At 31.2% G+C, this 25,625-nt stretch carries 19 protein-coding genes and 3 tRNA genes; 8 read left to right on the forward strand and 14 right to left on the reverse strand.

Going from position 1 to position 25,625, the window contains the following annotated elements:
- Positions 1 to 1,371, forward strand: coding sequence for a chromosomal replication initiator protein DnaA (gene dnaA / locus ACZ5QM_RS00005; RefSeq protein ID WP_464182781.1), 1,371 nt, complete (start codon positions 1 to 3; stop codon positions 1,369 to 1,371).
- 350 nt (positions 1,372 to 1,721) lie between these two features.
- Entirely contained in the window at positions 1,722 to 3,500 is a 1,779-nt protein-coding gene (gene argS / locus ACZ5QM_RS00010) for an arginine--tRNA ligase (RefSeq protein WP_464182783.1), read from the forward strand.
- Positions 3,501 to 3,550: 50 nt separating this feature from the next.
- Here the strand turns inward: argS and rho are convergent, their stop codons facing one another.
- The 14 genes from rho to ACZ5QM_RS00080 form a co-directional block, all read right to left on the reverse strand.
- Positions 3,551 to 5,263, reverse strand: a complete 1,713-nt coding sequence (gene rho, locus ACZ5QM_RS00015; RefSeq protein WP_464182785.1) for a transcription termination factor Rho — start codon at positions 5,261 to 5,263, stop codon at positions 3,551 to 3,553.
- Positions 5,264 to 5,358: 95 nt separating this feature from the next.
- The gene (tilS, locus tag ACZ5QM_RS00020; protein WP_464182786.1) at positions 5,359 to 6,696 is read right to left on the reverse strand and encodes a tRNA lysidine(34) synthetase TilS; all 1,338 of its coding nucleotides are present in this window, start codon (positions 6,694 to 6,696) and stop codon (positions 5,359 to 5,361) included.
- Between the two features lie 14 nt (positions 6,697 to 6,710).
- Positions 6,711 to 10,946, reverse strand: coding sequence for a DNA-directed RNA polymerase subunit beta' (gene rpoC, locus ACZ5QM_RS00025; RefSeq protein ID WP_464182787.1), 4,236 nt, complete (start codon positions 10,944 to 10,946; stop codon positions 6,711 to 6,713).
- 60 nt (positions 10,947 to 11,006) lie between these two features.
- Positions 11,007 to 14,810, reverse strand: a complete 3,804-nt coding sequence (gene rpoB, locus ACZ5QM_RS00030; protein ID WP_464182789.1) for a DNA-directed RNA polymerase subunit beta — start codon at positions 14,808 to 14,810, stop codon at positions 11,007 to 11,009.
- 70 nt (positions 14,811 to 14,880) lie between these two features.
- Entirely contained in the window at positions 14,881 to 15,258 is a 378-nt protein-coding gene (gene rplL, locus ACZ5QM_RS00035) for a 50S ribosomal protein L7/L12 (RefSeq protein ID WP_464182790.1), read from the reverse strand.
- A gap of 47 nt (positions 15,259 to 15,305) precedes the next feature.
- A complete protein-coding gene (gene rplJ / locus ACZ5QM_RS00040; protein WP_464203013.1) occupies positions 15,306 to 15,821 on the reverse strand; it encodes a 50S ribosomal protein L10 in 516 nt (171 codons plus the stop codon).
- Entirely contained in the window at positions 15,805 to 16,530 is a 726-nt protein-coding gene (gene rplA / locus ACZ5QM_RS00045) for a 50S ribosomal protein L1 (RefSeq protein WP_464182792.1), read from the reverse strand. The genes rplJ and rplA overlap by 17 nt, the downstream gene beginning before the upstream one ends.
- Before the next feature lie 21 nt (positions 16,531 to 16,551).
- Positions 16,552 to 16,986: a 50S ribosomal protein L11 gene (rplK, locus tag ACZ5QM_RS00050; protein ID WP_464182793.1), complete on the reverse strand. Its 435-nt coding sequence runs from the start codon at positions 16,984 to 16,986 to the stop codon at positions 16,552 to 16,554.
- 128 nt (positions 16,987 to 17,114) lie between these two features.
- Complete coding sequence (nusG, locus tag ACZ5QM_RS00055) at positions 17,115 to 17,657, reverse strand: transcription termination/antitermination protein NusG (protein WP_464183336.1); 543 nt, start codon at positions 17,655 to 17,657, stop codon at positions 17,115 to 17,117.
- Between the two features lie 45 nt (positions 17,658 to 17,702).
- Positions 17,703 to 17,909, reverse strand: coding sequence for a preprotein translocase subunit SecE (secE, locus tag ACZ5QM_RS00060; RefSeq protein WP_464182794.1), 207 nt, complete (start codon positions 17,907 to 17,909; stop codon positions 17,703 to 17,705).
- 24 nt (positions 17,910 to 17,933) lie between these two features.
- Positions 17,934 to 18,006: transfer RNA gene (locus tag ACZ5QM_RS00065), tRNA-Trp, on the reverse strand.
- An 85-nt stretch (positions 18,007 to 18,091) separates the two neighbouring features.
- The gene (gene tuf, locus ACZ5QM_RS00070) at positions 18,092 to 19,279 is read right to left on the reverse strand and encodes an elongation factor Tu (RefSeq protein ID WP_464182795.1); all 1,188 of its coding nucleotides are present in this window, start codon (positions 19,277 to 19,279) and stop codon (positions 18,092 to 18,094) included.
- A 49-nt stretch (positions 19,280 to 19,328) separates the two neighbouring features.
- Positions 19,329 to 19,400 (reverse strand) — tRNA-Thr (locus tag ACZ5QM_RS00075).
- Positions 19,401 to 19,876: 476 nt separating this feature from the next.
- Positions 19,877 to 19,961, reverse strand: a tRNA-Leu gene (locus ACZ5QM_RS00080).
- A 222-nt stretch (positions 19,962 to 20,183) separates the two neighbouring features.
- On the opposite strand from ACZ5QM_RS00080, the gene ACZ5QM_RS00085 reads away from it, so the two are divergent.
- The 6 genes from ACZ5QM_RS00085 (at position 20,184) to ACZ5QM_RS00110 (ending at position 24,715) form a co-directional block, all read left to right on the forward strand.
- Positions 20,184 to 21,017 (forward strand): cell division protein FtsX, encoded by an 834-nt coding sequence (locus ACZ5QM_RS00085; protein WP_464203014.1) that lies wholly within the window; start codon positions 20,184 to 20,186, stop codon positions 21,015 to 21,017.
- A complete protein-coding gene (locus ACZ5QM_RS00090; RefSeq protein ID WP_464182797.1) occupies positions 21,014 to 21,238 on the forward strand; it encodes a DUF3098 domain-containing protein in 225 nt (74 codons plus the stop codon). Before ACZ5QM_RS00085 ends, ACZ5QM_RS00090 begins: the two co-directional genes overlap by 4 nt.
- A 16-nt stretch (positions 21,239 to 21,254) precedes the next feature.
- Entirely contained in the window at positions 21,255 to 21,935 is a 681-nt protein-coding gene (truB, locus tag ACZ5QM_RS00095) for a tRNA pseudouridine(55) synthase TruB (protein ID WP_464182799.1), read from the forward strand.
- Between the two features lie 9 nt (positions 21,936 to 21,944).
- Positions 21,945 to 23,009 (forward strand): tRNA preQ1(34) S-adenosylmethionine ribosyltransferase-isomerase QueA, encoded by a 1,065-nt coding sequence (queA, locus tag ACZ5QM_RS00100; protein ID WP_464182801.1) that lies wholly within the window; start codon positions 21,945 to 21,947, stop codon positions 23,007 to 23,009.
- Positions 23,009 to 23,413, forward strand: coding sequence for a 2-amino-4-hydroxy-6-hydroxymethyldihydropteridine diphosphokinase (gene folK, locus ACZ5QM_RS00105; protein WP_464182802.1), 405 nt, complete (start codon positions 23,009 to 23,011; stop codon positions 23,411 to 23,413). The genes queA and folK overlap by 1 nt, the downstream gene beginning before the upstream one ends.
- A gap of 186 nt (positions 23,414 to 23,599) precedes the next feature.
- The gene (locus ACZ5QM_RS00110; RefSeq protein ID WP_464182804.1) at positions 23,600 to 24,715 is read left to right on the forward strand and encodes an N-acetylmuramoyl-L-alanine amidase family protein; all 1,116 of its coding nucleotides are present in this window, start codon (positions 23,600 to 23,602) and stop codon (positions 24,713 to 24,715) included.
- The last annotated feature ends 910 nt before the right edge of the window (positions 24,716 to 25,625 follow it).

The raw sequence follows: 25,625 nt of genomic DNA on the forward strand, positions 1-25,625 counted from the left end.
ATGAATCTACATGTCAAAATATGGAATCAATGTTTGAAGATAATAGAGGATAGTATTACAAAAAATACTTTTCACACTTGGTTTTCACCTATTGTTCCGTTAAAATACGAGAATAATCGTTTTACGATTCAAACTCCAAGTCAGTTTTTTTATGAATATTTGGAAGAAAAGTATGCTAAACTTATCCTTCAAGCCCTTTTTCAAGTAACAGGGGAACAAATAATTCTAAATTACCAAATTGTTTTGGATAATAGTTTTAATCGAAAAAATGATAAATACACCACATCATTACCAAGTGATTGTTCTACATTTTTAAAAAAAAAACAGCAATTAATATTAATTAAAGATTGGAACTCCAATCTAAATGATCGTCAAACATTTCACAATTTTTTTGAAAGTGATAGTAACAAAATAGTATACGCTATTGCACAAAAAATTGTTCAAGAACCTGGAAAAGATTTTAATCCTTGTTTTATTTACGGAGGAGCGGGAGTAGGGAAAACACATTTATGTCACGCTATCGGAAACAGAACAGTAGAACTCTTTCCTCAAAAGAAAACACTTTATATTCCTGCTCATTTATTTCAAATTCAATTTACAGATGCTACACGAAAACATGAGCCTAATGAATTCATTCATTTTTATCAAAAAATAGATATTTTAATATTGGATGATATTCATGAGTTAGCAGGTAAAGAAAAAACTTTACAATCATATTTTCATATTTTCAATCATCTTCATCAGTTAGGAAGGCAACTTATTTTAACGGCAGATAAGATTCCTTCGGAGATAACAGGATTGGAAGAACGTCTTACTAGTCGACTCAAATGGGGGTTAACTTTAGAATTACAAAAACCAGATCTGGAATTAAGAAAAAAAATTCTTGATTACAGAATAGAACAAAGCGGGTTAGATATTTCTGAAAATATCATTAATTATATTGTAGAAAATGCACCAGAAAATGCAAGGGATTTGGAAGGAATTGTTACTTCGCTCATTGCATACTCACTAGCTGATAATTGTAAGATAAATTTACAATCAGTCCAAAGAGTCATGAACAAAATTGTTCAGAAAAAGAAAAAACGAATCACATTGGAAAAAATTCTAGGTATAGTAAGTTCTTACTTCAAGATAAATATTGAACAAATCCAATCCAAATCTCGCAGGCGTGAGATTGCACAAGTTCGTCAAATAGCAATGTTTTTGTCAAAAAAACATACGGATTTTTCTTATTCTCTTATTGGTAGACAAATAGGGAATCGCAATACTGCTACAGTATTACATGCTTGTAAAGTTATTCAAAATAATTTAAACAGTAATAAACGATTTCATTTAACAATGAATGATATTGAAGCTTTATTATTGAATTAAAAAAAATCTTTAAAAATTCTAAATTTACTTTAATAAATACTACGAATACTGATAATGACAATTTCCAGCAAAAAAATATATTTTACCTCTGTAATTGCATTACTATTATTACTATAATACTTATTTCTACTATTTAGGATCTATTTTTTAAATTTCAATTAATTCATATAATTACAAAAAAACTTACATACTCAAATAATCTATCGCTTATTAATTAGGCGTTACTAAATAATCCTTATCCTCCTGATAACAAAATTATTTTAAAAATAAATAACTATACCCTGTATACTCTGCATGTAATAAAGAAACAAGACATTTTTCCTATTTGGTTAAAATATTTTTTTATAATTATGAATATTCAAGAATTAATTCAAAAAGATTTAAGCTGTTTATATTCTTCAAGAATTCCAAAATACTTGATACAATTACAAAAAACAAAAAAAGAATTCAAAGGAAATTTAACCTTAATTGTTTTTCCTTTATTAAAAACGTCAAAAAAAAATATAGAACAAACATCTACAGAAATTGGAGAATACTTACTTAAAAATCAACCTATTATTACTGAATATAATGCAATCAAAGGATTTTTAAATCTTACGATTGCATCAATATATTGGATTAACATGTTAAATACTATCCATAGAATAGTAAATTATGGTATGAAAGAAATTACAGTTGACGCTCCATTAGTAATGGTAGAGTACTCCTCTCCTAATACTAACAAACCGCTTCACTTAGGCCATATACGCAATAATTTACTAGGTTATAGCATTTCTAAACTATTAAAAGCAACTGGTAATCGGGTAGTAAAAACAAATATCATCAATGATCGAGGAATTCATATTTGCAAATCTATGTTAGCTTGGAAAAAATGGGGAAATGGGAAAACTCCGAATTCTTCTGGGGAAAAAGGTGATCATTTCGTTGGAAATTATTACGTTAAATTTAACCAAGAATATCAAAAAGAAATATTAACAATGGAAGCTTCCGGATTAACTTCGAAAGAAGCAGAAAAAAAATCATTGCTAATGCTGGAAGCTCGTGAAATGCTACGAAAATGGGAAATAAAAGATCAGGAGACGATACACTTATGGAAGACAATGAATAATTGGGTATATGTTGGATTTGAAGAAACCTACAAAAAGTTAGGTGTTTATTTTGATAAAATTTACTATGAATCTCAAACCTATATAGAAGGGAAAAGGAAAGTATTAGAAGGTCTAAAAAAAGGTATTTTCTACAAAAAAGAAGACGGTTCAATATGGGCAGACTTAACTTCTAATGGATTAGACGAAAAACTATTACTCCGTGCTGATGGAACCTCTGTCTATATAACTCAAGATATTGGAACAGCAAAATTACGATTTGATGATTATGCCATCAACAAAATGGTTTATGTGGTAGGTAACGAACAGAACTATCATTTTCAAGTACTTTCTCTACTATTAGAAAAATTGGGATTTAAATTTGGTAGAAATTTAGTACATTTTTCTTATGGGATGGTTGAACTTCCGGAAGGAAAAATGAAATCTCGTGAAGGTACGATTGTAGACGCAGACGATCTGATTAAAGAAATGATACAAACTGCAAAAAAAATCTCTAATAAACTAGGAAAATTAGATAAATATAATAGTAAAGAAGTCCCTGAAGTATACGAAACTGTAGGATTAGGAGCTTTAAAGTATTTTATATTAAAAGTAGATCCGCATAAAAACATGATATTTAATCCGAAAGAATCTATAGATTTTAATGGTAATACCGGGCCATTTATTCAATACACTTACGCACGGATTCAGTCTATTTTGAGAAAATCAAGTATTAAAATACAGCATATTAAACTCGTATCGAAAAATATTTCTCTTAATGAAAAAGAAAAAAATATTATTCAATTACTATTAGACTTTCCAACAATCGTTCAAGAAGCCTCTGATAACTTCAATCCAGCTATAATCGCTAATTATACTTTTTACATAGCTAAAGAGTATAATCAATTTTATCATGATTACTCAATACTAAAAGAAAAAAACGAGGATGTACAAAAATTCCGTTTAATTTTGTCTTATAATATAGGGAAAATTATTAAGACGAGTCTTAAATTATTAGGAATCAATGTACTTGAAAGAATGTGATAAATAAATATATCTAAACTAAAAAGATAAATTGTAATAATATATTTATATTACTCATTCATAGAATGTAAAAATTCTTTGTTGTTTAATGTGTTTTCCATTTTTCCTTTTACAAATTCCATAGCTTCCATGCTATTCATATCTGATAGATATTTACGCAAAATCCACATGCGATTGACGGTATCACTATCTTGTAACAAGTCGTCACGGCGAGTGCTAGAGGCTACAATATCTACTGCAGGATAGATACGTTTATTAGATAGTTTACGATCTAATTGCAATTCCATATTACCTGTTCCTTTAAACTCCTCAAAAATTACATCATCCATTTTGGATCCAGTTTCTGTTAGTGCAGTAGCAATAATTGTTAACGAACCGCCATTTTCAATTTTACGGGCAGCACCAAAAAAACGTTTAGGCCTTTGCAGAGCATTGGCATCTACACCACCAGATAATACTTTCCCAGAAGCTGGTTGTATCGTATTATATGCTCGTGCTAAACGAGTAATAGAATCTAACAAAATAACTACATCATGTCTACATTCTACCATTCTTTTAGCTTTATTCAAAATAATTTCTGCAATTCTTACATGACGTTCTGCTGGCTCATCAAATGTAGAAGCAATAACTTCAGCATCCACACTACGCTGCATATCAGTAACTTCTTCAGGACGTTCATCAATTAACAACACAATCATATAAACTTCTGGATAGTTCCATGCAATGGAATTAGCAATATTTTTTAAAAGAATAGTTTTTCCTGTTTTAGGTTGTGCCACTATAAGCCCACGCTGTCCTTTACCTATTGGAGTAAACAAATCCACTACACGAGACGAAAGTTTATCTGTAATTTTTGGGCTTAAACTTCGAGTCAAATTAAACTTTTCTTCCGGAAATAAAGGAACAAGATGGTCAAACGGCAAACGATCTCGAACTTTTTCAGGACATAACCCATTAATTAATTCTACTTTAACCAGTGCAAAAAATTTTTCTCCCTCTCTAGGTGGACGAACAGGCCCTGATACTATATCTCCTGTTTTTAATCCAAATAACCGAATTTGTCCTGATGAAAGGTATATATCATCTGGCGATGGAAAATAGTTGTAATCTGCTGAACGCAAAAAACCATAACCTTCTTGACTAACATCTAATACTCCTGAACTTTGTAGTATCCCCTCTAAATCAGAAGACATATTATTATTGATCTGATTAACATTAGCATTTTGTATCTGAACTTGGGTTAGATTGTCCTTTATAGGTAGATGATTTTTTTCTAAACAAGATAAAACCTGTTTTATTTCATTTTTTTTGTTTTCTTTCTTATTTTCATATGCCTTTTGGATGTGTTGCTCTTGCCTCTTTCCAAATTGCCTTTCTTTTCCTCGTTTTGGTACAATTATTGACGTATTTTCATTTTTTGAGTCTAATCTAGAATTAGACTTTATATCAGAAGAGTTCTTATTAAATTCTTTTTGTTCATTGTTTATATCCACTAATTCTAGCTTATTTATTGTCGTATTATTTTTTGATTGTTTCGATTCAACATCTTCTACCACTTCAGCTTGAAATTTTCTCGGACGTCCTCGCTTTTTCTCGGATGAATTGGTTTTCTTCGCTGCTATAAGAGCTTGCTGATCTAAAATTTGATAAATAAGTTCACTTTCCTCTAATTTATTAATTTTCTTTAACCCAAGTTCTCTTGCTAAGAGAAGTAAATTGTCTCGATCCATTTCCTGAAGCTGCAAAATATTATAATACTGCATAAAAGTAATTATGAAATATGTAAGTATACAACATATATAATATGTTATTTACCTAACATTAAAATATAAATCGTCCCATTGGTTTTTTATGATTACTATCCCAAATATTCAAAAATAATTGCTCTTCTAGTTGAAGGATTTATCTTAAAACGATTATCTACTCGTTTACCAACAATCCAAATTATATCATTTCCTGAACAAAGTAACCATATTTTTTTCTTTTCTAATTTACCAATTTTGTTATTATTAAAATAATCACTTACCTTTTGAAAATTTTGCATTCCAAAAGGAATAAATCTATCTCCTTTTTCCCATTTTCTCAATTGTAAGGGGAATCTTAATTTTTTTTTATCAAAAAAAGCAGTATTAGAATCACATTTTATTTGAAAATTATTCCTTGTATCTTCATAAGATATTCTTATTGATAATGGTTCCGTTATTTTTAGAGCACTTTCAGCTATTTCATAAATTTTATTTTCTTTATTTTCTTTACTGGGAATAAGCAAAAACTGCTTTCTGTCTTTTATTAATGTATATTGCGATGCACAAAATTTTTTGCCAGATAAACCTTTCACTGCACGTGCAACATTGCATATAACATTACGATTGAATCCATAAGTTTTTAAAATTTCAAATAATATTGATTCTGGAGAAGGGGATTCCTTCAGAGAAGGAATATTTATTATTCCTACGTTTGAATTAAATACTTTATTTTTCATTTTTTCAACATGAGCATCATAAATTTTTACAACTTCTGACAAATTTTCTATTGTACGAAGTAATACTTGTTCAATAGATGGATTTAGTGTTCGTAATAATGGAAACAATTTGAAACGGATTTTATTTCGTGTATGGTTTTCTTCTAAATTACTTGAATCAGTTACATAAATTATTTGATTTTTCTTAGCAAATTGCAATAACTCTTGCTTTTTAATATCCAATAATGGACGAATTATCTTTCCATTTTTTGATCTAATACCACTCAATCCTCTAATACCGGTTCCACGTATCAAATTCAAAAATAAAGTTTCTATATTATCTCCCCTATGATGACCTACAGCAATAACTTCAGCATTTTGTTCTTGTCTCAAATACTCGAACCATTCATAACGCAAGTATCGTGCTGCCATTTCTATAGAAATATTGCTTTGTTTAGCGATACATTGCGTATTAAAGTCTTTTTTTAAAAAAACTACATTCATAGAAGAAGCCAATGAAGCAGCATATCTTTCATCCCTCAATGATTCCTTACCTCTTAAATGAAAATTACAATGAGCTACTTGGCAATCATAGCCCAATTGACACAAAATATAAAGCAAAACAGAAGAATCGACACCTCCACTTACTCCTACAATAATCTTTGTTGAATATTGCGGCAATAAATCATTTTTATGAATATATCGATCAATCTTTTCTATTAATACATCTCTCAAATCGAAACAGAAAATTACATTCTTTCAAGTTCTTTCGTAGTCTTTTCTTCTACTACAATTCTATTATACTCCTTTAATCCAGTACCTGCAGGAACTAGCCGACCACAAATTACATTTTCTTTCATACCTATCAATTTATCTACTTTACCCTTAATGGCAGCTTCATTTAGTACTTTAGCTGTTTCTTGAAAAGAAGCAGCTGAAACAAAACTAGATGTTTGCAAAGAAGCTCGTGTAATTCCTTGTAAAATCTGCATCACTGTAGCTGGGACAGTATCTCGCGTTTCTACTAATTTTAGGTCTCTCCTCTTTAAAATAGAATTTTCATCACGAAGCTTACGAACTGTTATTATCTGTCCCAATTCTACAGTAGAAGAGTCTCCTACATCTGTAACAACTTTTTTATTCCAAATACGATCATTTTCTTCACTTACTTCATCTTTATCCACTAATTGCTTGGTTACAAATTGTGTATCACCAGCTTCTATAACTTCAACTTTACGCATCATTTGACGAACTATTACTTCAAAATGTTTATCATTAATTTTTACCCCTTGCAGACGATATACATCTTGAATTTCATTTACAATATATTCCTGTACAGCTGTTAGCCCATTAATTGACAAAATATCCGATGGAGCAATAATTCCATCAGACAATCGCATTCCGGCACGAATATAATCACTTTCTTGAACAAGAATTTGCTTGGACAATGAAACAAGATAAGTTCTAGAATCCCCACTTTTAGAAGTTACTATTACCTCACGATTTCCTCGTTTAATTTTTCCAAAGGAAATCTCACCATCAATTTCAGACACAACAGCAGGACTGGACGGATTGCGGGCTTCAAATAACTCTGTCACACGAGGAAGTCCTCCCGTAATATCGCCTGTTTTACCAACAATACGAGGAATCTTAACGACCACTTCTCCTACTTGTATTATATCTCCTTCCTCTTTCGTGATATGGGCTCCCAAAGGTAAATTATATGTTTTTTTTATCTCACCATTTTCATTTAAAATATGAGCAACGGGAATTTTCATTTTGTCACGAGACTCTATAATAACTTTTTCCTTTAACCCAGTCTGTTCATCATATTCATTACTATATGTAATATTTTCACTTACGTTTTCCAAATGAAATCTACCAGCTACCTCTGATATAATACTTGCATTGAAAGCATCCCATTCAAAAAGTAAATCTCCTTTTCTAACCTCATCTTTATCTTTGAAAAATAATTTAGCAGCATAAGGAATATTATATGTCGCTAAAATAACCTTCGTTCGAATATCAACAATGCGCATTTCAGCGAGACGACTAACAACTATGAAATAATTGTTAGTCATCTCGTCAACAATTTCTACTGTACGAAGTTCATCTATCTCTACAATTCCATCGTATTTAGTAATTACACTGCTTTCTGTAACAACATTGGATGCAATACCACCCACATGGAATGTACGTAAAGTTAATTGTGTACCAGGTTCTCCAATGGATTGAGCAGCAATAACTCCTACTGCTTCTCCAATTTGAACCATACGACCAGTAGCTAAATTACGTCCGTAGCATTTCGAACAAACGCCTATTTTAGACTCACAAGTTAAAACAGAACGTATTTCAACATATTCTATAGCTGAATTTTGAATAGTTAATGCTCTGTCCTCTGTTATTTGTTCCCCTGCATAAACGATTATTTCCTCAGTCACCGGATGTTGAATATCATGCACAGAAACACGACCCAAAATACGTTCATAAAGAGAAACTATTACATCTTCATTTTTTTTCAATTCAGTTGTAATCAAACCTCTCAATGTCCCACAATCTTCTTCAGTAATGGTTACATTATGAGATACATCTACCAAACGACGAGTCAAATATCCTGCATCTGCTGTTTTCAAAGCCGTATCTGCTAAACCTTTACGTGCTCCATGAGTAGAGATAAAATACTCCAACACAGATAATCCCTCTTTAAAATTAGAGAGAATTGGATTTTCAATAATCTGACCACCTTCTGTCCCACTTTTTTGTGGCTTTGCCATCAAACCACGCATGCCAGATAATTGACGAATTTGTTCTTTACTACCACGAGCTCCAGATTCTAACATCATAAAGACAGGATTAAATCCCTGGCCATCTTCTTGTAATTGCTTTATTAAAGCATCAGATAATCGGGAATTAACATGTGTCCACGTATCAATAATTTGATTATAACGTTCATTATAAGTAATTATCCCCATATTGTAGTTAGTCAAAATTTCCTCTATTTCTTCATAACCCTTCTGTACAAATATTTCTTTTTCTTTTGGAACAATAATGTTATCTAAATTAAAAGATAAACATCCTTTAAAAGCCATTGTATACCCCAAATTTTTAATATCATCAAGGAATTGAGCAGTACGAGCCACACCACAAACTTTAATTACATTACCAATAACATTTTTTAGGGATTTTTTAGATAATTCTTCATTGACAAAGCCTACATTTTTTGGTACAAACTCATTCACTATTACGCGACCTACAGAAGTATCAACTATATGATTAATAAAATTTCCTTTTTCATCTACATCATCTACACGAACTTTAACAAAAGCATGAATATCTACTTTTCGTTCATTATAAGCAATTATTGCCTCTTCTGTCCCGTAGAACTTCAAACCTTCTCCCTTAACACCTTTACATATTTTTGTAATATAAAATAACCCCAAAACCATATCCTGGGAAGGAATGGTAATAGGAGCACCATTAGCTGGATTTAATATATTATGAGAGGCCAACATTAACATTTGTGCCTCTAAAATGGCTTCATTTCCCAAAGGGAGATGGACAGCCATCTGATCTCCATCAAAATCGGCATTGAAAGCTGTACAAGCAAGCGGATGCAATTGAATAGCTTTACCTTCTATTAATTTAGGTTGAAATGCCTGAATACCCAAACGATGTAAAGTCGGAGCACGATTTAATAGCACAGGATGCCCTTTCATTACATACTCTAATATGTCCCAAATAATTGGATCTCCTCTATCTACAAGTTTTTTTGCAGATTTTACTGTTTTAACAGTACCACGATCCATCAATTTACGGATAATAAATGGTTTATAAAGTTCAGAAGCTATACCTTTAGGTAATCCACATTCATGCATTTTTAATTCAGGGCCAACAACAATTACTGAACGAGCAGAATAATCCACACGCTTACCTAGTAAATTTTGGCGAAAACGCCCTTGCTTACCCTTCAAACTATCAGATAATGACTTTAATAAACGATTGGCATCAGTTTTAACTGCACTTGATTTACGTGAATTATCGAATAATGAATCTACTGCTTCTTGCAACATACGTTTTTCATTTCTTAAAATAACATCAGGGGCTTTGATATCAATTAACCGTTTCAAACGGTTGTTACGAATAATTACTCTACGATATAGATCATTTACATCAGAAGCAGCAAAACGCCCTCCATCTAATGGAATTAAAGGTCGCAATTCAGGCGGAATTACTGGGATTACTTTTATAACCATCCATTCCGGACGATTCTTCTTTTTAGAAGAACGAAAAGATTCAACTACTTGTAAACGTTTTAACGCATCGGCTTTCCTTTGCTGTGATGTATCATTATCAGCTTTATGTCGCAATTCATAAGAAAGAGAATCCAACTCTAAACGAGACAAAAGGTCATAAACAGCCTCTCCTCCCATTTTAGCAATAAATTTATCTGAATCACTATTATCTAATCGCTGATTTCCTGGTGGAAGACTATCTAAAATTTCTAGATATTCCTCCTCAGAAAGCAAATCATAAATTTTCTTATCTGTAATCCCCGGCTGGATTACTACAAAACGTTCATAGTAAATGATTGTATCCAATTTCTTAGAAGGCAATCCTAGCAAATAACCTATTTTATTTGGTAATGAACGAAAATACCAAACGTGAACCACAGGAACAACTAATTGAATATGTCCCATTCGTTCTCGACGCACTTTTTTTTCGGTTATTTCTACTCCACAACGGTCACATACAACACCTTTATAGCGAATACGTTTATATTTACCGCAATGACATTCATAATCTTTTACTGGACCAAAAATACGTTCGCAGAACAGTCCGTCACGTTCAGGTTTATAGGTACGATAATTAATGGTTTCTGACTTCAACACTTCACCACTAGATTGTGCTAATATATCGTCAGAAGATGCCAAACTAATAGATATTTTAGTAAAACCTTTCACCTTATTCTCTTTTCTCAAAGCCATATGTATTTTATAAAAAAGTAAAGACAAACAAATTTTTCTTTGGAAAAATCAAAACTCAACTCATCCTAAAGTAATATTTAATGCTAGCCCTCGCATCTCATACAGTAACACATTCAACGATTCAGGAATACCAGGAGTTGGTATAGGAGTACCTTTTACAATTGCCTCATAGGCCTTTTCGCGCCCCATCACATCATCAGATTTAATAGTGAGTATTTCTTGCAAAATAAAAGAAGCCCCAAATGCCTCAAGTGCCCAAACTTCCATCTCTCCGAAACGCTGTCCACCCAATTGTGCCTTTCCACCCAAAGGTTGTTGAGTAATTAAAGAATACGGACCAACAGAACGAGCATGCATTTTGTCATCTACCATATGTCCTAATTTTAGCATATAAATAACTCCAACAGTTGCCGGTTGATCGAAACATTCTCCTGTTCCTCCATCGTAAAGATACGTTTTACCATAAGGAGGAAGCCCAGCCTTGTCTGTCCATTTATTTAAATCCTTCAATGAAGCACCATCAAAAATAGGTGTTGCAAATCTTATATTCAATTTTTCACCAGACCAGCCTAATACAGTTTCAAAAATTTGACCTAAATTCATACGAGAAGGAACACCCAATGGATTTAAAACGATATCAACAACTGTTCCATCCTCTAAAAAAGGCATATCTTCATCTCGCACAATACGAGAAACAATTCCCTTATTTCCATGACGACCAGCCATTTTATCGCCAACTTGTAACTTGCGTTTTTTAGCAATATATACTTTTGCCATCTGAAGAACCCCAGAAGGTAATTCATCACCAATTACATAATTAAATTCTTTCCGTTTCAATTCGGCATCAAGTTTCTTATACTTTTTTACATAATTAATAATTAAGTTACTAATTACATTATTTCTTTGATAATCAACTGTCCATTTAGAAATTTGAACAGAAGTATAATCAATTTTTTTTAATTTTTCTTCAGAAAATTTAGTACCTTTCGAAATCAGTTCTACTCCCATAGAATCTTTCACTCCCTGTGAGATTTTATCCCCAATTAAATACAAAAGCCTTTTAACTAAAACAGATTTAAGTTCGTTTATTTTTATCTTGTATTCTTCATTCAGTTGAATGAGAGCCGATTTAGTATCTTTTCTTGATTTACCTCTTTTAAGAGCTTTAGAAAAAAGATGTGTTTCAATGACAACCCCATTTAATGAGGAAGGAGCTTTTAACGAAGCATCCTTTACATCTCCTGCCTTTTCTCCAAAGATAGCTCGAAGAAGTTTTTCTTCCGGTGAAGGGTCAGATTCCCCCTTAGGAGTAACCTTACCAATCAATATATCACCTGGTTCTACTTTTGCACCTACACGAATAATGCCATTCTCATCCAAGTTTCTCATTGCTTCTTCTCCTACGTTAGGAATATCACCGGTTAATTCTTCTGCCCCACGCTTAGTTTCACGTACTTCTAGTGTATATTCATCTATATGGATAGAAGTAAAAATATCTTCACGTACCACTCTTTCACTAATTACTATAGCATCCTCAAAATTATATCCCTTCCAAGGCATAAATGCTACCTTCAAATTCTTTCCTAATGCCAGTTCTCCGTTTTCGCTAGCATAGCCTTCAGTCAAAATTTGCCCCTTTTCTACTCTATCACCTTTTCTAACAATAGGACGTAAATCCATTGAAGTATTTTGATTTGTCTTTCTAAATTTAGGAATAGAATAAGCTTTCACTGCTGATTCAAAACTAACAAATTCTTCTTCCTCTGTTCGATCATATCTAATATCAATTCTTGTTGCATCAACAAATATTACCTCTCCTGCATTTTTAGCAACAATTTGCGTACGGGAGTCACTTAACACTCTCCCTTCTAACCCCGTTCCTACAATCGGAACTTCAGAAGTTAGTAATGGAACTGCCTGTCTCATCATATTGGAACCCATTAATGCACGATTAGCATCATTATGTTCTAAAAAAGGAATCAAAGCAGCTGCAATAGAAGCAATTTGTGTCGGAGATATATCCATTAATTCAACCTCTCTTGGAACTACTATTGGGTAATCTGCATCTTTACGAGCCTTGATGCGATCATTAATAAATGTTCCATCATCATTTACTAAATCATTTCCCTGTGCAATAATTTTCCCCTCCTCTTCTTCCGCTGCTAAATAAACAACCCCTTTAGGGGAAAGATCAACCTTTGAATTATTCACCTTACGATAAGGAGTTTCAATAAAACCCATATTCCCAATTTTCGCATACACACAAAGAGAAGAAATTAACCCAATATTTGGACCCTCTGGGGTTTCAATCGGGCACAAACGCCCATAATGCGTATAATGCACATCTCGCACTTCAAACCCAGCACGTTCACGAGACAAACCACCAGGACCTAAAGCTGACATACGTCGTTTATGTGTAATTTCTGCTAATGTATTGGTTTGATCCATAAATTGTGATAAAGCATTTGTTCCAAAAAATGTATTTATAACAGAAAAAATAGTTTTCGAATTAATTAAATCAATCGGAGTAAATACTTCATTATCTCGTACATTCATACGTTCACGAACAGTACGAGCCATACGACTCAAAGCAATACTAAATTGATTGGACAATTGCTCACCAACAGTACGAACACGTCTATTACTCAAATGATCAATATCATCCACATCAGCTTTTGAATTAGCTAGCTCAATTAAATACTTAACAATTTCGCTAATATCTTCTTTTGTAAGAACTTTTACATTTACAGGAACTGATAAATTTAATTTTTTATTAATACAATAGCGTCCTACTTCACCTAGATCATACCTTTTATTTGAAAAAAATAAGTTTTGAATTGTTTCTCTAGCACTAATATCATCAGTAGGATCCATATTACGAAGTTGGCGATAAATATACATTATAGCATCCTGTTCTGAATTACTCGGATCTTTTAATAAAGTATTATATACTATCGTATGGTCAGAAAGATTTTTTTCTTCACGATGCAACAAAATAACCTTAGTTCCGCATTCTATAACTTTATCTATATGGTTTCTTTCTAATATCATCTCACGGTCTAAAATAACTTCATTTCGTTCGATAGAGACTACTTCCCCTGTTTCCTCATCTACAAAATCTTCCACCCATACTTTTAAAACACGAGCAGCTAATTTCCTCCCAATCACTTTCTTCAAGTTATCTACATCTGCAGTGATTTCTTCTGCTATACCAAATATATTTAGTATATCTTTATCACTTCCAAAGCCAATAGCTCTTAAAAGTGTTGTGATAGGTAATTTTTTTCTACGATCAATATAAGCGTACATTACATTATTTATGTCAGTTGCGAATTCAATCCATGAACCTTTAGCAGGAATAATACGTGCTGAGTATAATTTTGTTCCATTAGAGTGTAAGCTTTGTCCGAAGAATACACCAGAAGAACGATGTAATTGAGAAACTACAACACGTTCTGCTCCATTAATAACAAAAGTTCCTTTTCTAGTCATATAAGGGATTGCACCTAAATAAACATCTTGAATAACAGTATCAAAATCCTCATGATCACTATCCATACAATACAGCTTCAATCGAGCTTTTAAAGGAACACTATAAGTCACACCTTTCTCTATACATTCTTCAACAGAATAACGAGGAGAATCAACATAATAATCTAAAAAATCAAGTACAAAACTATTACGAACATCCGTGATAGGAAAATTTTCTTTAAACACTTTGTACAATCCTTCATTTTTCCTTTTTTCCAAAGGAGTATCTAATTGGAGGAAATCTTGAAATGACTTTAATTGTATTTCTAAAAAATCTGGATACTCAGCAGGATTTTTTATCGAACTAAAACTAATTCTTTGATTATTTTTCATTTACAGAAAGTAATAATAAACAGTAAAATGATAGTTATTTTGATAATTCAAAAAAAAAATAGCTGGTTTGTTATTTAATATCAACTTCTGCTCCAGCTTCTTCTAAAGATTTTTTTAATGATTCAGCTTCTTCTTTTGCAATACCCTCTTTCAATGGAGCAGGTGCACTATCAACAATATCTTTTGCTTCCTTCAACCCAAGTCCTGTCAATTCTTTAACTAACTTAACAATTGCCAACTTACTAGCTCCAGCTTTCTTAAGAATTAAATCAAAAGATTTTTTTTCCTCTTTTATCTCAACATTACCAGAAGACGGTACACCCGAAGAAACTGCAATAGATGTAGTTGGCTCAATACCATACTGAGTTTTAAGAATTTCAGCAAGTTCATTTACTTCTTTTATAGTCAAATTTACTAATTGTTCAGCAAAAGCTTTCAAATCTGCCATAATATATAATTTTTAATTTTTTTATTTAAAATATTTAAGAATTACTCTTATAATTTTTTCAAAAGAGCTTTCAAAATTCCATGAATAGTTTGTTCTCCGAAATTAAGAGTTGAAACAATTTTTTTACCAGACGACTGCAATAGGGAAACAATATCACCAATAAGCTCATTTTTACTTTTGATACAAACAAGTAAATCTAAGTGTTTAGTTCCAAAATAGAATTTTTCCTGAACATAAGCTGCTTTCAACTTAAGACTTTCTCCATCAGAAAATTTTTTTATCAATTTTGCAGGCTTATTGTCACTATTAGAAAACATAATTGCTGTACTTCCTTTCAATACAATACTTAATTCAGAAAAATCTCCTTTTATTTGTTCCAATGCTTTCCTAAGCAAAGTATTTTTTACAACAATCAGTTTAATTTCTTGTTTATTGCAATCCCTCCTTAAATTATTTGTAGCTAATGCATTCAACATAGCAACGTTGGTTAAATAAAAATTCGTATACTCACCTATGAAAGTAGTTATTTGTTTAATAACGGTAACTTTATCTTCCTTTCTCATAATCCATTTTTAATTTCTCATCTACTGATTTAAGATCAATTTTAAGACTTGGACTCATCGTACTTGAAAGATAAATGCTTTTAATATAAACACCCTTTACAGTAGCAGGTTTTGCTTTGATCAAAGCAAACACTAATTCTTTAGCATTGCCATAAATTTGATCAGAAGTAAACGACACTTTACCAATAGAAGTATGGACAACACCTCCTTTATCTATCTTAAAATTAATTTTCCCTTGTTTCACTTCTTTCACAGCAGTACCTACATCAGTGGAAACTGTACCACTTCTAGGATTAGGCATTAAACCTCGTGGACCCAATATCTTACCTAAAAGGCCGATCCTTCCCATAACAGAAGGATGAGTAATAATTACGTCAACATCTGTCCATCCATTTTTAATCTTTTCGATATATTTATCAAGCCCAACATAATCGGCTCCTGCATTTTTTGCAAAAATTTCTTGATCAGGAGTAACTAAAGCAAGAACTTTAATTTGTTTTCCTGTACCATACGGTAATGAAACAGCACCCCTTACTATCTGACTAGCTTTACGAGGATCAATACCTAAACAAATATCCATATCTACAGAAGCATCAAATATTGTAGTAGTGATTTCCTTAATGACAACAGATGCTTCTTTAAGAGTGTACACTTTCTCTAATTCAATTTTACTTAAAATTAATTTCTGATTTTTTGTAAGTCTACCCATAAAATTTCTATTGAAATTTAATTACTCAGAGTCCCTTATCACAATTATACCCATACTCCTTGCTGTACCTATAACCATTTTTATAGCAGATTCAACAGAAAAACAATTTAAATCTGCCATTTTATTTTTTGCAATAACTTTTACTTGATCCCAAGTAATTTCGCCTATTTTCTTACGGTTCGGCTCTGCAGAACCATTTTTTAAATTAATTACATCTAATAACTGAATGGTGACCGGAGGATTTTTTATGATAAAATCAAAAGATTTATCAACATAGTAAGTAACGATAACAGGCAATACTTTCCCTATTTTATCTTGAGTTTTTGCGTTAAACTGTTTACAAAATTCCATAATATTAATACCTTTGGATCCTAACGAAGGCCCAATTGGAGGAGAAGGATTCGCTGCCCCTCCTTTAATTTGCAATCTTAATTTTCCAGCAACTTCTTTTGCCATTTTCCAACATTATTACAACAACTTAGAATTAAAATACTATTAAACATATAAATCAAATAATTTTAAAATCTTTTAAGATATGCCAAACTAACATGATTATAATCTCCTTAGATTCAAAAAAACAGAAACTACCCCTTTTCTACTTGCAAATATCCCAATTCGATAGGATTTTTTCGTCCAAAAATCTTAACCATCACTTTGAGTCTTTTCTTTTCAGAATAAATCTCCTCTATTTCACCATAGAAACCAGTAAAAGGACCAAAAGTAATTTTAACAGTTTCTCCTATAACATAATTCACTTCAAACTCTTCTGTTTGGTGTTGCATTTTGTCTATTTGTCCCAAGATTCTATCTACTTCAGTAGGACGCAAAGGTATAGGATTATCTCCTCCCAGAAGCCCAGATACAAAATTAATATTTTTTATAAGGTGTATTATTTCATTCTCCAACACAGCTTCAATAACAACATATCCAGGAAGAAACATACGCTCTTTCTTACAATTTTTTCCACGAATGCTTCGAACTACTTTTTCTGTAGGGACAATAACTCGCGAAATATGATTTTTTAAATTATTATCTTTTCTAATTTCTGCTTCAAGATACTCCTTTACCTTATTCTCCTTACCACCAATAGCTCGTAAAACATAGAACTTCTTCTCTATTTCTGACATCATTTCACCTACCTTTCAACTTGTACAACAACGACAATCAACTCACTATTTCATTGTATTATAAAAAAACGTTACAACACTCTCAAAGCTAAAATCAATTACAAAAACTATTAATGCCATAACCAGAGAAACAATTATAACAACAACCACATTATTTGATAACTCTTGCTTTGTAGGCCAGGAAACTTTATATATAAGATCTCCATAACCCTCTCTCATATTACTAACTATGCTATAAATTATCTTTTTCATACCACCTCATTGGATTCACGAAGGCACGGGACGAGAGATTCGAACTCCCGACAATCGGTTTTGGAGACCGATGCTCTACCAACTGAGCTAGCCCCGTATCATCTTAAATTATAAGAAAAAAATACAGAAATACAAATTTATTTAAGTGAGGTTATTAATGAACAATTTACAGCTTTTTTGTTTTACTCTATAATTTCAATAATCTGCCCTGCACCTACAGTATGACCTCCCTCACGGATAGCAAATCGAAGTCCTTCGTTACACGCTACAGGATAAATTAGTTCGATAACTATTGTAACATTATCTCCAGGCATTACCATTTCAGTATCTTCCGGAAGGGTAATTTCGCCTGTTACATCTAAGGTACGAATATAAAATTGAGGACGATACTTATTATGAAATGGGGTATGACGCCCACCTTCTTCTTTTTTCAAAATATATACTTCAGCTTTTACTTTAGTATGAGGGGTTACTTTATTTGGATGAGTAATAACCATACCTCGCTTTACCTCATCCTTATCTACGCCACGAAGTAATAACCCTACATTATCTCCTGCTTGACCTTCATCTAAAATTTTACGAAACATTTCCACTCCTGTAACTACCGACTTTTTTCCATTAGCACCCAAACCAATAATTTGAACTTCCTCTCCTGTCCTAATAACACCCGTTTCAATACGACCTGTAGCAACGGTACCACGACCTGTAATAGAAAATACATCCTCAATTGGCATAAGAAACGGCTTATCAATATCACGCAGAGGTAATGGTATCCAATTATCTACAGCATCCATCAATTCCATAATTTTTGCTTCCCATTTTGGATCTCCATTTAATCCACCCAAAGCAGAACCCTGTACTATCGGAGTATTCGTTCCATCAAATTGATAAAAATCAAGTAATTCTCGCATTTCCATTTCGACCAGTTCTAACATTTCAGGATCATCCACAATATCCACTTTATTCATAAAAACAACTAACTTCGGAACATTTACTTGACGAGCTAAAAGAATGTGTTCACGAGTTTGAGGCATAGGACCATCTGTTGCAGCAACTACAATGATGGCACCATCCATTTGAGCTGCCCCCGTTACCATGTTTTTAACATAGTCGGCATGACCAGGACAATCTACATGGGCATAATGACGAGTCTCTGTCTCATATTCTACATGAGCAGTATTAATGGTAATACCCCTTTCCTTTTCTTCAGGAGCATTATCAATTTGATCAAACGATTTTAATTCTGACAGACCTTTTTTTGCCAAAACCGCAGTAATAGCAGCGGTTAAAGTTGTTTTACCATGATCTACATGACCAATTGTTCCAATATTAACATGTGGTTTTGACCGATTAAATTTTTCTTTTGCCATAATTCAACTGTTACATTATTCTAATAATACAAAAAACACCACTATCTCGAGCCAGTGCCGAGACTTGAACCCGGGACCTCTTCCTTACCAAGGAAGTGCTCTACCACTGAGCTACACGGGCAAAGTTAAAAATTAAGTATTACAAACTATTCTTAGCTCCTAACTTTTTCGCCATGATCAAATTTAGCAATATATTTCTGAATATACAAGATATCTCTAATAAAATCAACCTTGAGATACCCCTTAAATCACAAATTAACAAAATAACTCTTGTATTTTAACCAGGAAAAATTATAATTATGATACTCTATTTAGTATATATTTTCCATATTTTAAATTATCTTTTTATAAAGTATTTTACAAAACATCACCATTATTTGACATATTTAACATAACTCAAAATTAACAGTGAATTCAATTTCATGTTTAAATTAAGAATAAACCTCATGAGTCCAAAATTTATGGTTATACCAACTATGACGCATTTCTCAAGAATCACTATTCAATACACCATCATATATTAGACAAGGTAACATTTTTAGATGCAACAGCATAAATATTTTGACATTAACTTTAGCAACCTCAGTAAACAGAAAGTACCCGAGACGGGATTTGAACCCATACACCAACAATAGGCACCACCCCCTCAAAGTGGCGTGTCTACCAATTTCACCACTCGGGCAATTTTAAGAATATTTAAGATATCAAATGTATCTTTTTTGACTTTAAAATCAAAAAAAATATAAATAAACTTCTAATCAAAAAATCAAAACAATTCAAAATTTTTACAAATAATCTTTATATTCACGGTTGAAATTTCAATGCAAGTATTTATACCGTTCAAGAATAAAATTTACAAATGAGAAAAAGTAATAAATCTAGCGTATTTATAAATTCTAAAGTTATGACTACAATCAGTGTGTCATTAGTACTTTTTTTATTAGGCTTAGTTGTTTTTTTATCTTTATTTACAGATAATATATCCAATTCTATAAAAGAAAGCTTGTCTTTTGATATTGTTTTACAAGACAACACAAATAAAAAAGAAATCCAATACGTACAAGACGCATTGGATAAATCTCTTTTTGTTAAGTCGTCTATTTTTTTGTCAAAAGAAAAAGCAATTAAACAATTAGCAGCAGAATTAGAAGAAAATCCTGAGGATTTTTTGGGGTTTAATCCATTACCTGATTTAATTGTTATTCGTTTAAAACGACAATATGCTAATCTTGATAGTTTGCAAGTTATAAAAAATTATCTTAAAAAATATTCCAATAACATTAAAACAATAGAATATCGAGAAGAAACATTAAAAAAAATGACTAATAACATTTCTAAAATAGGATTTATTCTTTTAAGTGTCACCGTTGTATTATTCCTTATTTCTTTTACTCTCATCAATAACACTATCCGATTGACAGTATATTCCAAGCGATTTCTCATTCGTACCATGCAACTAATTGGAGTGAAAAGAAGAAATATTTACAAACCATTTATAATATCAAGTATTTTTATTGGAATGATTGCATCAGCTATAGCATGCGGATTGCTATATTGTTTAATTTATTATGTAATAAGTAATTTTCTATACATAGATAGATTAAATTTAAATTCTTTGCTAATTACATTTGGAAGTGTATTTATATTCGGAATCCTTATTTCTTTCATTACTACTTATTTTTCTGTGAATAAATATATAGACATTGGTGTAAACAATCTTCGTAAGATAATAAAATGAATAAAAAACGATTAGTATTTGGAAAAGAAAATTTTATACTTATATCCATTTCCGTAATAATAATAATGATCGGATTTATTATATGTACATGGGGAAAATCTTCAGAAAAAACAGGATTTGATCCAAGTATATTTAATTCAAGGAGAATTCTGATAGCTCCCATCATAATTATATCAGGCTATGGATTGATAATTTATGCTATTCTTAAAAAACCAAAATAAACACATTTTTTCGATAATGAATTTTCAAAAAGGAGAAACTCTATATTTAGATAAGCCTCCATATTGGACATCTTTTGATTTAGTAAATAAAGTCAGATATGCAATCTCTAAATTTTTAAAAATAAAAAAAATAAAAGTTGGACATGCAGGAACGTTAGATCCACTCGCAACGGGAGTAATGATTATTTGTACAGGGAAAGCAACCAAAAAAATTGAAGAATTTCAACATCAAACTAAGGAATATTTCGCTATAATTCATGTAGGAGCAACAACACCTTCTTTTGATTTAGAAACACCGATAGACAAAACCTACAAAACATCTCATATTACAAAAAAATTAGTAGAACAAACACTAACAAAATTTCTTGGAAATATAGAACAAGTTCCACCGAACTTTTCATCATGTAAGATTAATGGAAACAGAGCGTACAAATTAGCAAGAAAAAATCAAAAAATAGAATTGAAACCTAAACCAATTATTATTAATAAAATAGAATTACTCTCATATCAACAGAGAGAAATACAAATACGTATAGTTTGTAGTAAGGGAACCTATATACGAGCTTTGACTCGAGATATTGGGATTGCAGTACATTCTGGTGCATACTTAACAAAACTTATACGAACAAAAATAGGTGATATAACACTACTTGATTGTCTGAAAATAGAAAATTTAGATAATATATTTGTATCTTAACAACTCAAAATGAAACTTTCAAAATTTAAATTTCATCTTCCTCAAGAATTGATTGCTTTATCTCCTACAACTAATAGAGACGAATCAAAATTGATGATTGTATACCATAAAACTGGAAAAATAGAACACACAACTTTTAAAAATATTATTCAATATTTTGACAATAAAGATACTTTCATTTTTAATGACACCTTTGTTATTCCTGCACGTTTATATGGGAATAAAGAAAAAACAGGAGCAAAAGTAGAAGTATTTTTACTGAGGGAATTAGATGATAAACAACGTATCTGGGATGTTCTAGTAGACCCTGCTCGTAAAATTCGTATTGGAAATAAATTGTATTTTAAAAATGAAAATAATGATTCGATTGTATCAGAAATAATTGATAACACGACATCTCGGGGGAGAACTATGCGCTTCTTACAAAATGGTTCTTATAAAGTATTCAAAAAAATATTATATAATTTGGGAGAAATGCCTATTCCTAATTATTTAGGAAGAAAAGCAACTATAGAAGATCGTGAGAGGTATCAAACAATTTATGCAAGGAATGAAGGAGCTGTTGTAGCTCCAGCAGCAGGGTTACACTTCAGCCGCGAATTGATGAAACGTTTAGAACTTAAAGGATGCGAGCTTACTTTTATTACTGTCCATTCCGGGCTTGGAAATTTTCGAGGTATTGATGTAGAAGATTTATTTAAACACAAATCGGAATCTGAACAGGTCGTAATCAGTACAGAAGCAGTAAATAAAGTCAACAGAGCTATACAAAATCACAAACAAATCTGTGCAATTGGAACATCTGTACTCCGAACAATTGAAGATAAAGAAAATATAGTAACTTCTCAAGGACATTTAAGACCTTTCATTGGTTGGACAAATAAATTTATTTTTCCTCCTTACAATTTTTCTATTTCAACAAGTCTAGTTACGAATTTTCATTTACCACTTTCTTCTATGTTACTACAAGTGGCAGCATTCGTAGGATTCGATTTAATTATGGATGTATACAAACAAGCTATTGAAGCAAAATATCGTTTTGGAGCTTATGGTGACGCTATGTTAATAATATAATGACCACTTATCTATCATTAGGAACTAATTTGGGAAACAAAGCAGTAAATTTGTTGAAAGTGATTGCTCTTATAGCTAAAAAAATAGGCAGTCTTTCGGCTATTTCTTCTGTCTACGAAACTCAACCATTTGGATTTCAATCTACTAATTTATTTCTAAATATGGTTGTAAGAGTAGAAACAAATCTTAAACCCATTGAACTACTGAAAATTTCACAAAAAATAGAAAAAAAAATGGGAAGAATAAAACAACAAGATTATCAAGACAGAATAATTGATATTGATATTATACTATACGAAAACATCGTCTATAAATCTGAAGAACTAACTATTCCTCATCCTAATTACAAAGAAAGAAATTTTGTAATTAGACCTTTACAAGAAGTTATGCGAAATATACAGTGAACAACTCTTTAGTTTGTTAATCTTCGTTTCAGTTTTTTAAAGATATATTTTCAAATACAATCAGTTTTTCTAAATATTATTTATATCTCATAACTTCTAAAAAACTTGAAGTTATATCAGTAAAAGAATTTTTCTTACTTAAAACATTTTTTGTAACTTTGGTTCTGAAATCATTGACTGTTATCAATGCCTTTAAAACAATCGCTTCGCATATTGTTGTCACTTTTGACTCTTTCAATTTCTGTTTCTTCTTTTTCCAACAACAAGGGGGATTTTGTATTAGTCATTGACCCAGGGCACGGTGGGCATGATCCTGGAGCAATTGGTAAAAAAGGAAAAGAAAAGGATATTACGCTGTCTGTTGCTCTACTTACAGGTAAATATATAGTAGAGAAAAACTCTAATGTGAAAGTTATATATACACGAGACAAAGATGAGTTTGTCGATTTATGGAAACGAGCAGATATAGCTAATAAAATTAAGGCAGATTTATTCATATCTATTCATGCCAATGCATCAATTAACATTAATACCCGCGGTTCAGAAGTTTACGCTTTTGGAATTTCAAAAACCAAAGAAAATTTAAACGTAGCAAAAAGGGAGAACTCTGTTATTTATTTAGAGAATAACTACAAAGAAAAATACGAAAATTTTGATCCAAGTATCTCTGAATCTTATATTATTTTTGAGTTTATGCAAAATAACTTCGTTTATCAAAGTCTTGATTTTGCATCTATTGTACAAGCAAGATTGAAATCTTGTGTTCCATGGGCAGATCGTGGAATAAAACAGGCTGAGTATTTAGTCTTAAGAAAAACGAGTATGCCAAGAATTCTAATAGAACTTGATTTTATGACCAATTCAGAAGCCGAAATGTATTTACTAAGTGAAGAAGGGAAACAAAAATACGCAAAAGCCATTTGTGCTGCTTTTACAGAATATAAAATAAATTATGATCATAAGAATACTACAATAAAAAAATATACCAATGAAAAGACTACAAATAATATTTCATCTTTAAAAGATACATTAATAAAAAATGAAGCTTCAAACGACAAAATATATAAAGTGCAAATTTTTACTTCACTAAAAAAACTATCACAAAATGATCCTCAATTCAAAGGTTACAAAGTAGATTACTATGAAGAAGATAATTTATATAAATATACCTACGGAGCATCTCTTAATTTCAATGAAATCTTGCAAATTCAAAAAAATCTATTGAATGTATTTAAAAAAGCTTTTATTGTTTGCTTCGAAAATAATGTAAAAGTTAAAAAACCTATAAAAACGGGAAAATAATGTAAAAAAATTATATCAACAGTAATTACAATTTGAGATTATAAAGTAAAACATATCTGAACTTATTTCATTTTAGTGAGTTGTGTTTTATTTTATTGCATACCAACTTTACTATATATTTGATTTGCACTTTCAATAACACAAATATTCTTTACGATAATGAATGAGATGGGAAAAAGAACAAGTAATGATGCTAAAAAGGGAAATTAAAATTCTCATCAAAACTGGAATAGTATTAAAAAAACTGCAAACCAAACATGAGTATTTGGACAATTACGACAATTTTTTAATAAAATAAAAATTAATTAGATAAGTACTGAGTTTCTAGTTTTAATTGAAATTAAGAAAAAATAAAGTCAAATTAAAAGGCCAAAGTAAATTCCGATTTATGAATATTGTAGAACTGAAAAAAGGAGAAATTCCATAAGAAACATAAAATAAACAGTTATTACCAAGTTTTTATTTCAAATGTTTCATTATCCATAATTAATGTTCGCCGAATATCCAATACAATAATTTCCTCTTTCTACGTCGACTCATTGAACGATTCCAAAAAGACATATTACAGCCATTTTATAGTCATCAACCAGTAAAACTTTCATTCGCTTATGATTAAGCGAATGAGGTCAAATTTAGATTTTTATCTATCATGTTTTATTTATAACATGTCTTCTTTTACTTATTTAATCACTAATATTTTCCTAATTACTAGAATGGTACGCAAGTCATGTCGATCATTTATTTATTTAATCTCATGAATCTCTCATAAGATTAAATAAATTCCCCGTAAGTATTTTTCCTACTTGGCAATTAATTCCTTTGATTTATTAAACACTTTTCAATCTCCTCTACCTTTTTTATTACTTTGTTTAAAAAAAATGTTTTACTCATATCTTTGCATTTTTATACA

The organism is Azobacteroides sp. (SeqCode), assembly GCF_055395615.1.

Excerpts from the sequence above, each read along its gene's own strand:
- ACZ5QM_RS00090 (WP_464182797.1), top strand. The coding sequence starts at position 21,014 with ATGAATAAAAAACGATTAGTATTTGGAAAAGAAAATTTTATACTTATA.
- folK (WP_464182802.1), top strand. The coding sequence starts at position 23,009 with ATGACCACTTATCTATCATTAGGAACTAATTTGGGAAACAAAGCAGTA.
- rho (WP_464182785.1), bottom strand. The coding sequence starts at position 5,263 with ATGCAGTATTATAATATTTTGCAGCTTCAGGAAATGGATCGAGACAAT.
- rplA (WP_464182792.1), bottom strand. The coding sequence starts at position 16,530 with ATGGGTAGACTTACAAAAAATCAGAAATTAATTTTAAGTAAAATTGAA.
- rpoB (WP_464182789.1), bottom strand. The coding sequence starts at position 14,810 with ATGAAAAATAATCAAAGAATTAGTTTTAGTTCGATAAAAAATCCTGCT.
- truB (WP_464182799.1), top strand. The coding sequence starts at position 21,255 with ATGAATTTTCAAAAAGGAGAAACTCTATATTTAGATAAGCCTCCATAT.
- queA (WP_464182801.1), top strand. The coding sequence starts at position 21,945 with ATGAAACTTTCAAAATTTAAATTTCATCTTCCTCAAGAATTGATTGCT.
- secE (WP_464182794.1), bottom strand. The coding sequence starts at position 17,909 with ATGAAAAAGATAATTTATAGCATAGTTAGTAATATGAGAGAGGGTTAT.
- rpoC (WP_464182787.1), bottom strand. The coding sequence starts at position 10,946 with ATGGCTTTGAGAAAAGAGAATAAGGTGAAAGGTTTTACTAAAATATCT.
- dnaA (WP_464182781.1), top strand. The coding sequence starts at position 1 with ATGAATCTACATGTCAAAATATGGAATCAATGTTTGAAGATAATAGAG.
- ACZ5QM_RS00110 (WP_464182804.1), top strand. The coding sequence starts at position 23,600 with ATGCCTTTAAAACAATCGCTTCGCATATTGTTGTCACTTTTGACTCTT.
- rplJ (WP_464203013.1), bottom strand. The coding sequence starts at position 15,821 with ATGAGAAAGGAAGATAAAGTTACCGTTATTAAACAAATAACTACTTTC.
- nusG (WP_464183336.1), bottom strand. The coding sequence starts at position 17,657 with ATGTCAGAAATAGAGAAGAAGTTCTATGTTTTACGAGCTATTGGTGGT.
- ACZ5QM_RS00085 (WP_464203014.1), top strand. The coding sequence starts at position 20,184 with ATGACTACAATCAGTGTGTCATTAGTACTTTTTTTATTAGGCTTAGTT.
- tuf (WP_464182795.1), bottom strand. The coding sequence starts at position 19,279 with ATGGCAAAAGAAAAATTTAATCGGTCAAAACCACATGTTAATATTGGA.
- rplK (WP_464182793.1), bottom strand. The coding sequence starts at position 16,986 with ATGGCAAAAGAAGTTGCTGGAAAATTAAGATTGCAAATTAAAGGAGGG.
- rplL (WP_464182790.1), bottom strand. The coding sequence starts at position 15,258 with ATGGCAGATTTGAAAGCTTTTGCTGAACAATTAGTAAATTTGACTATA.
- argS (WP_464182783.1), top strand. The coding sequence starts at position 1,722 with ATGAATATTCAAGAATTAATTCAAAAAGATTTAAGCTGTTTATATTCT.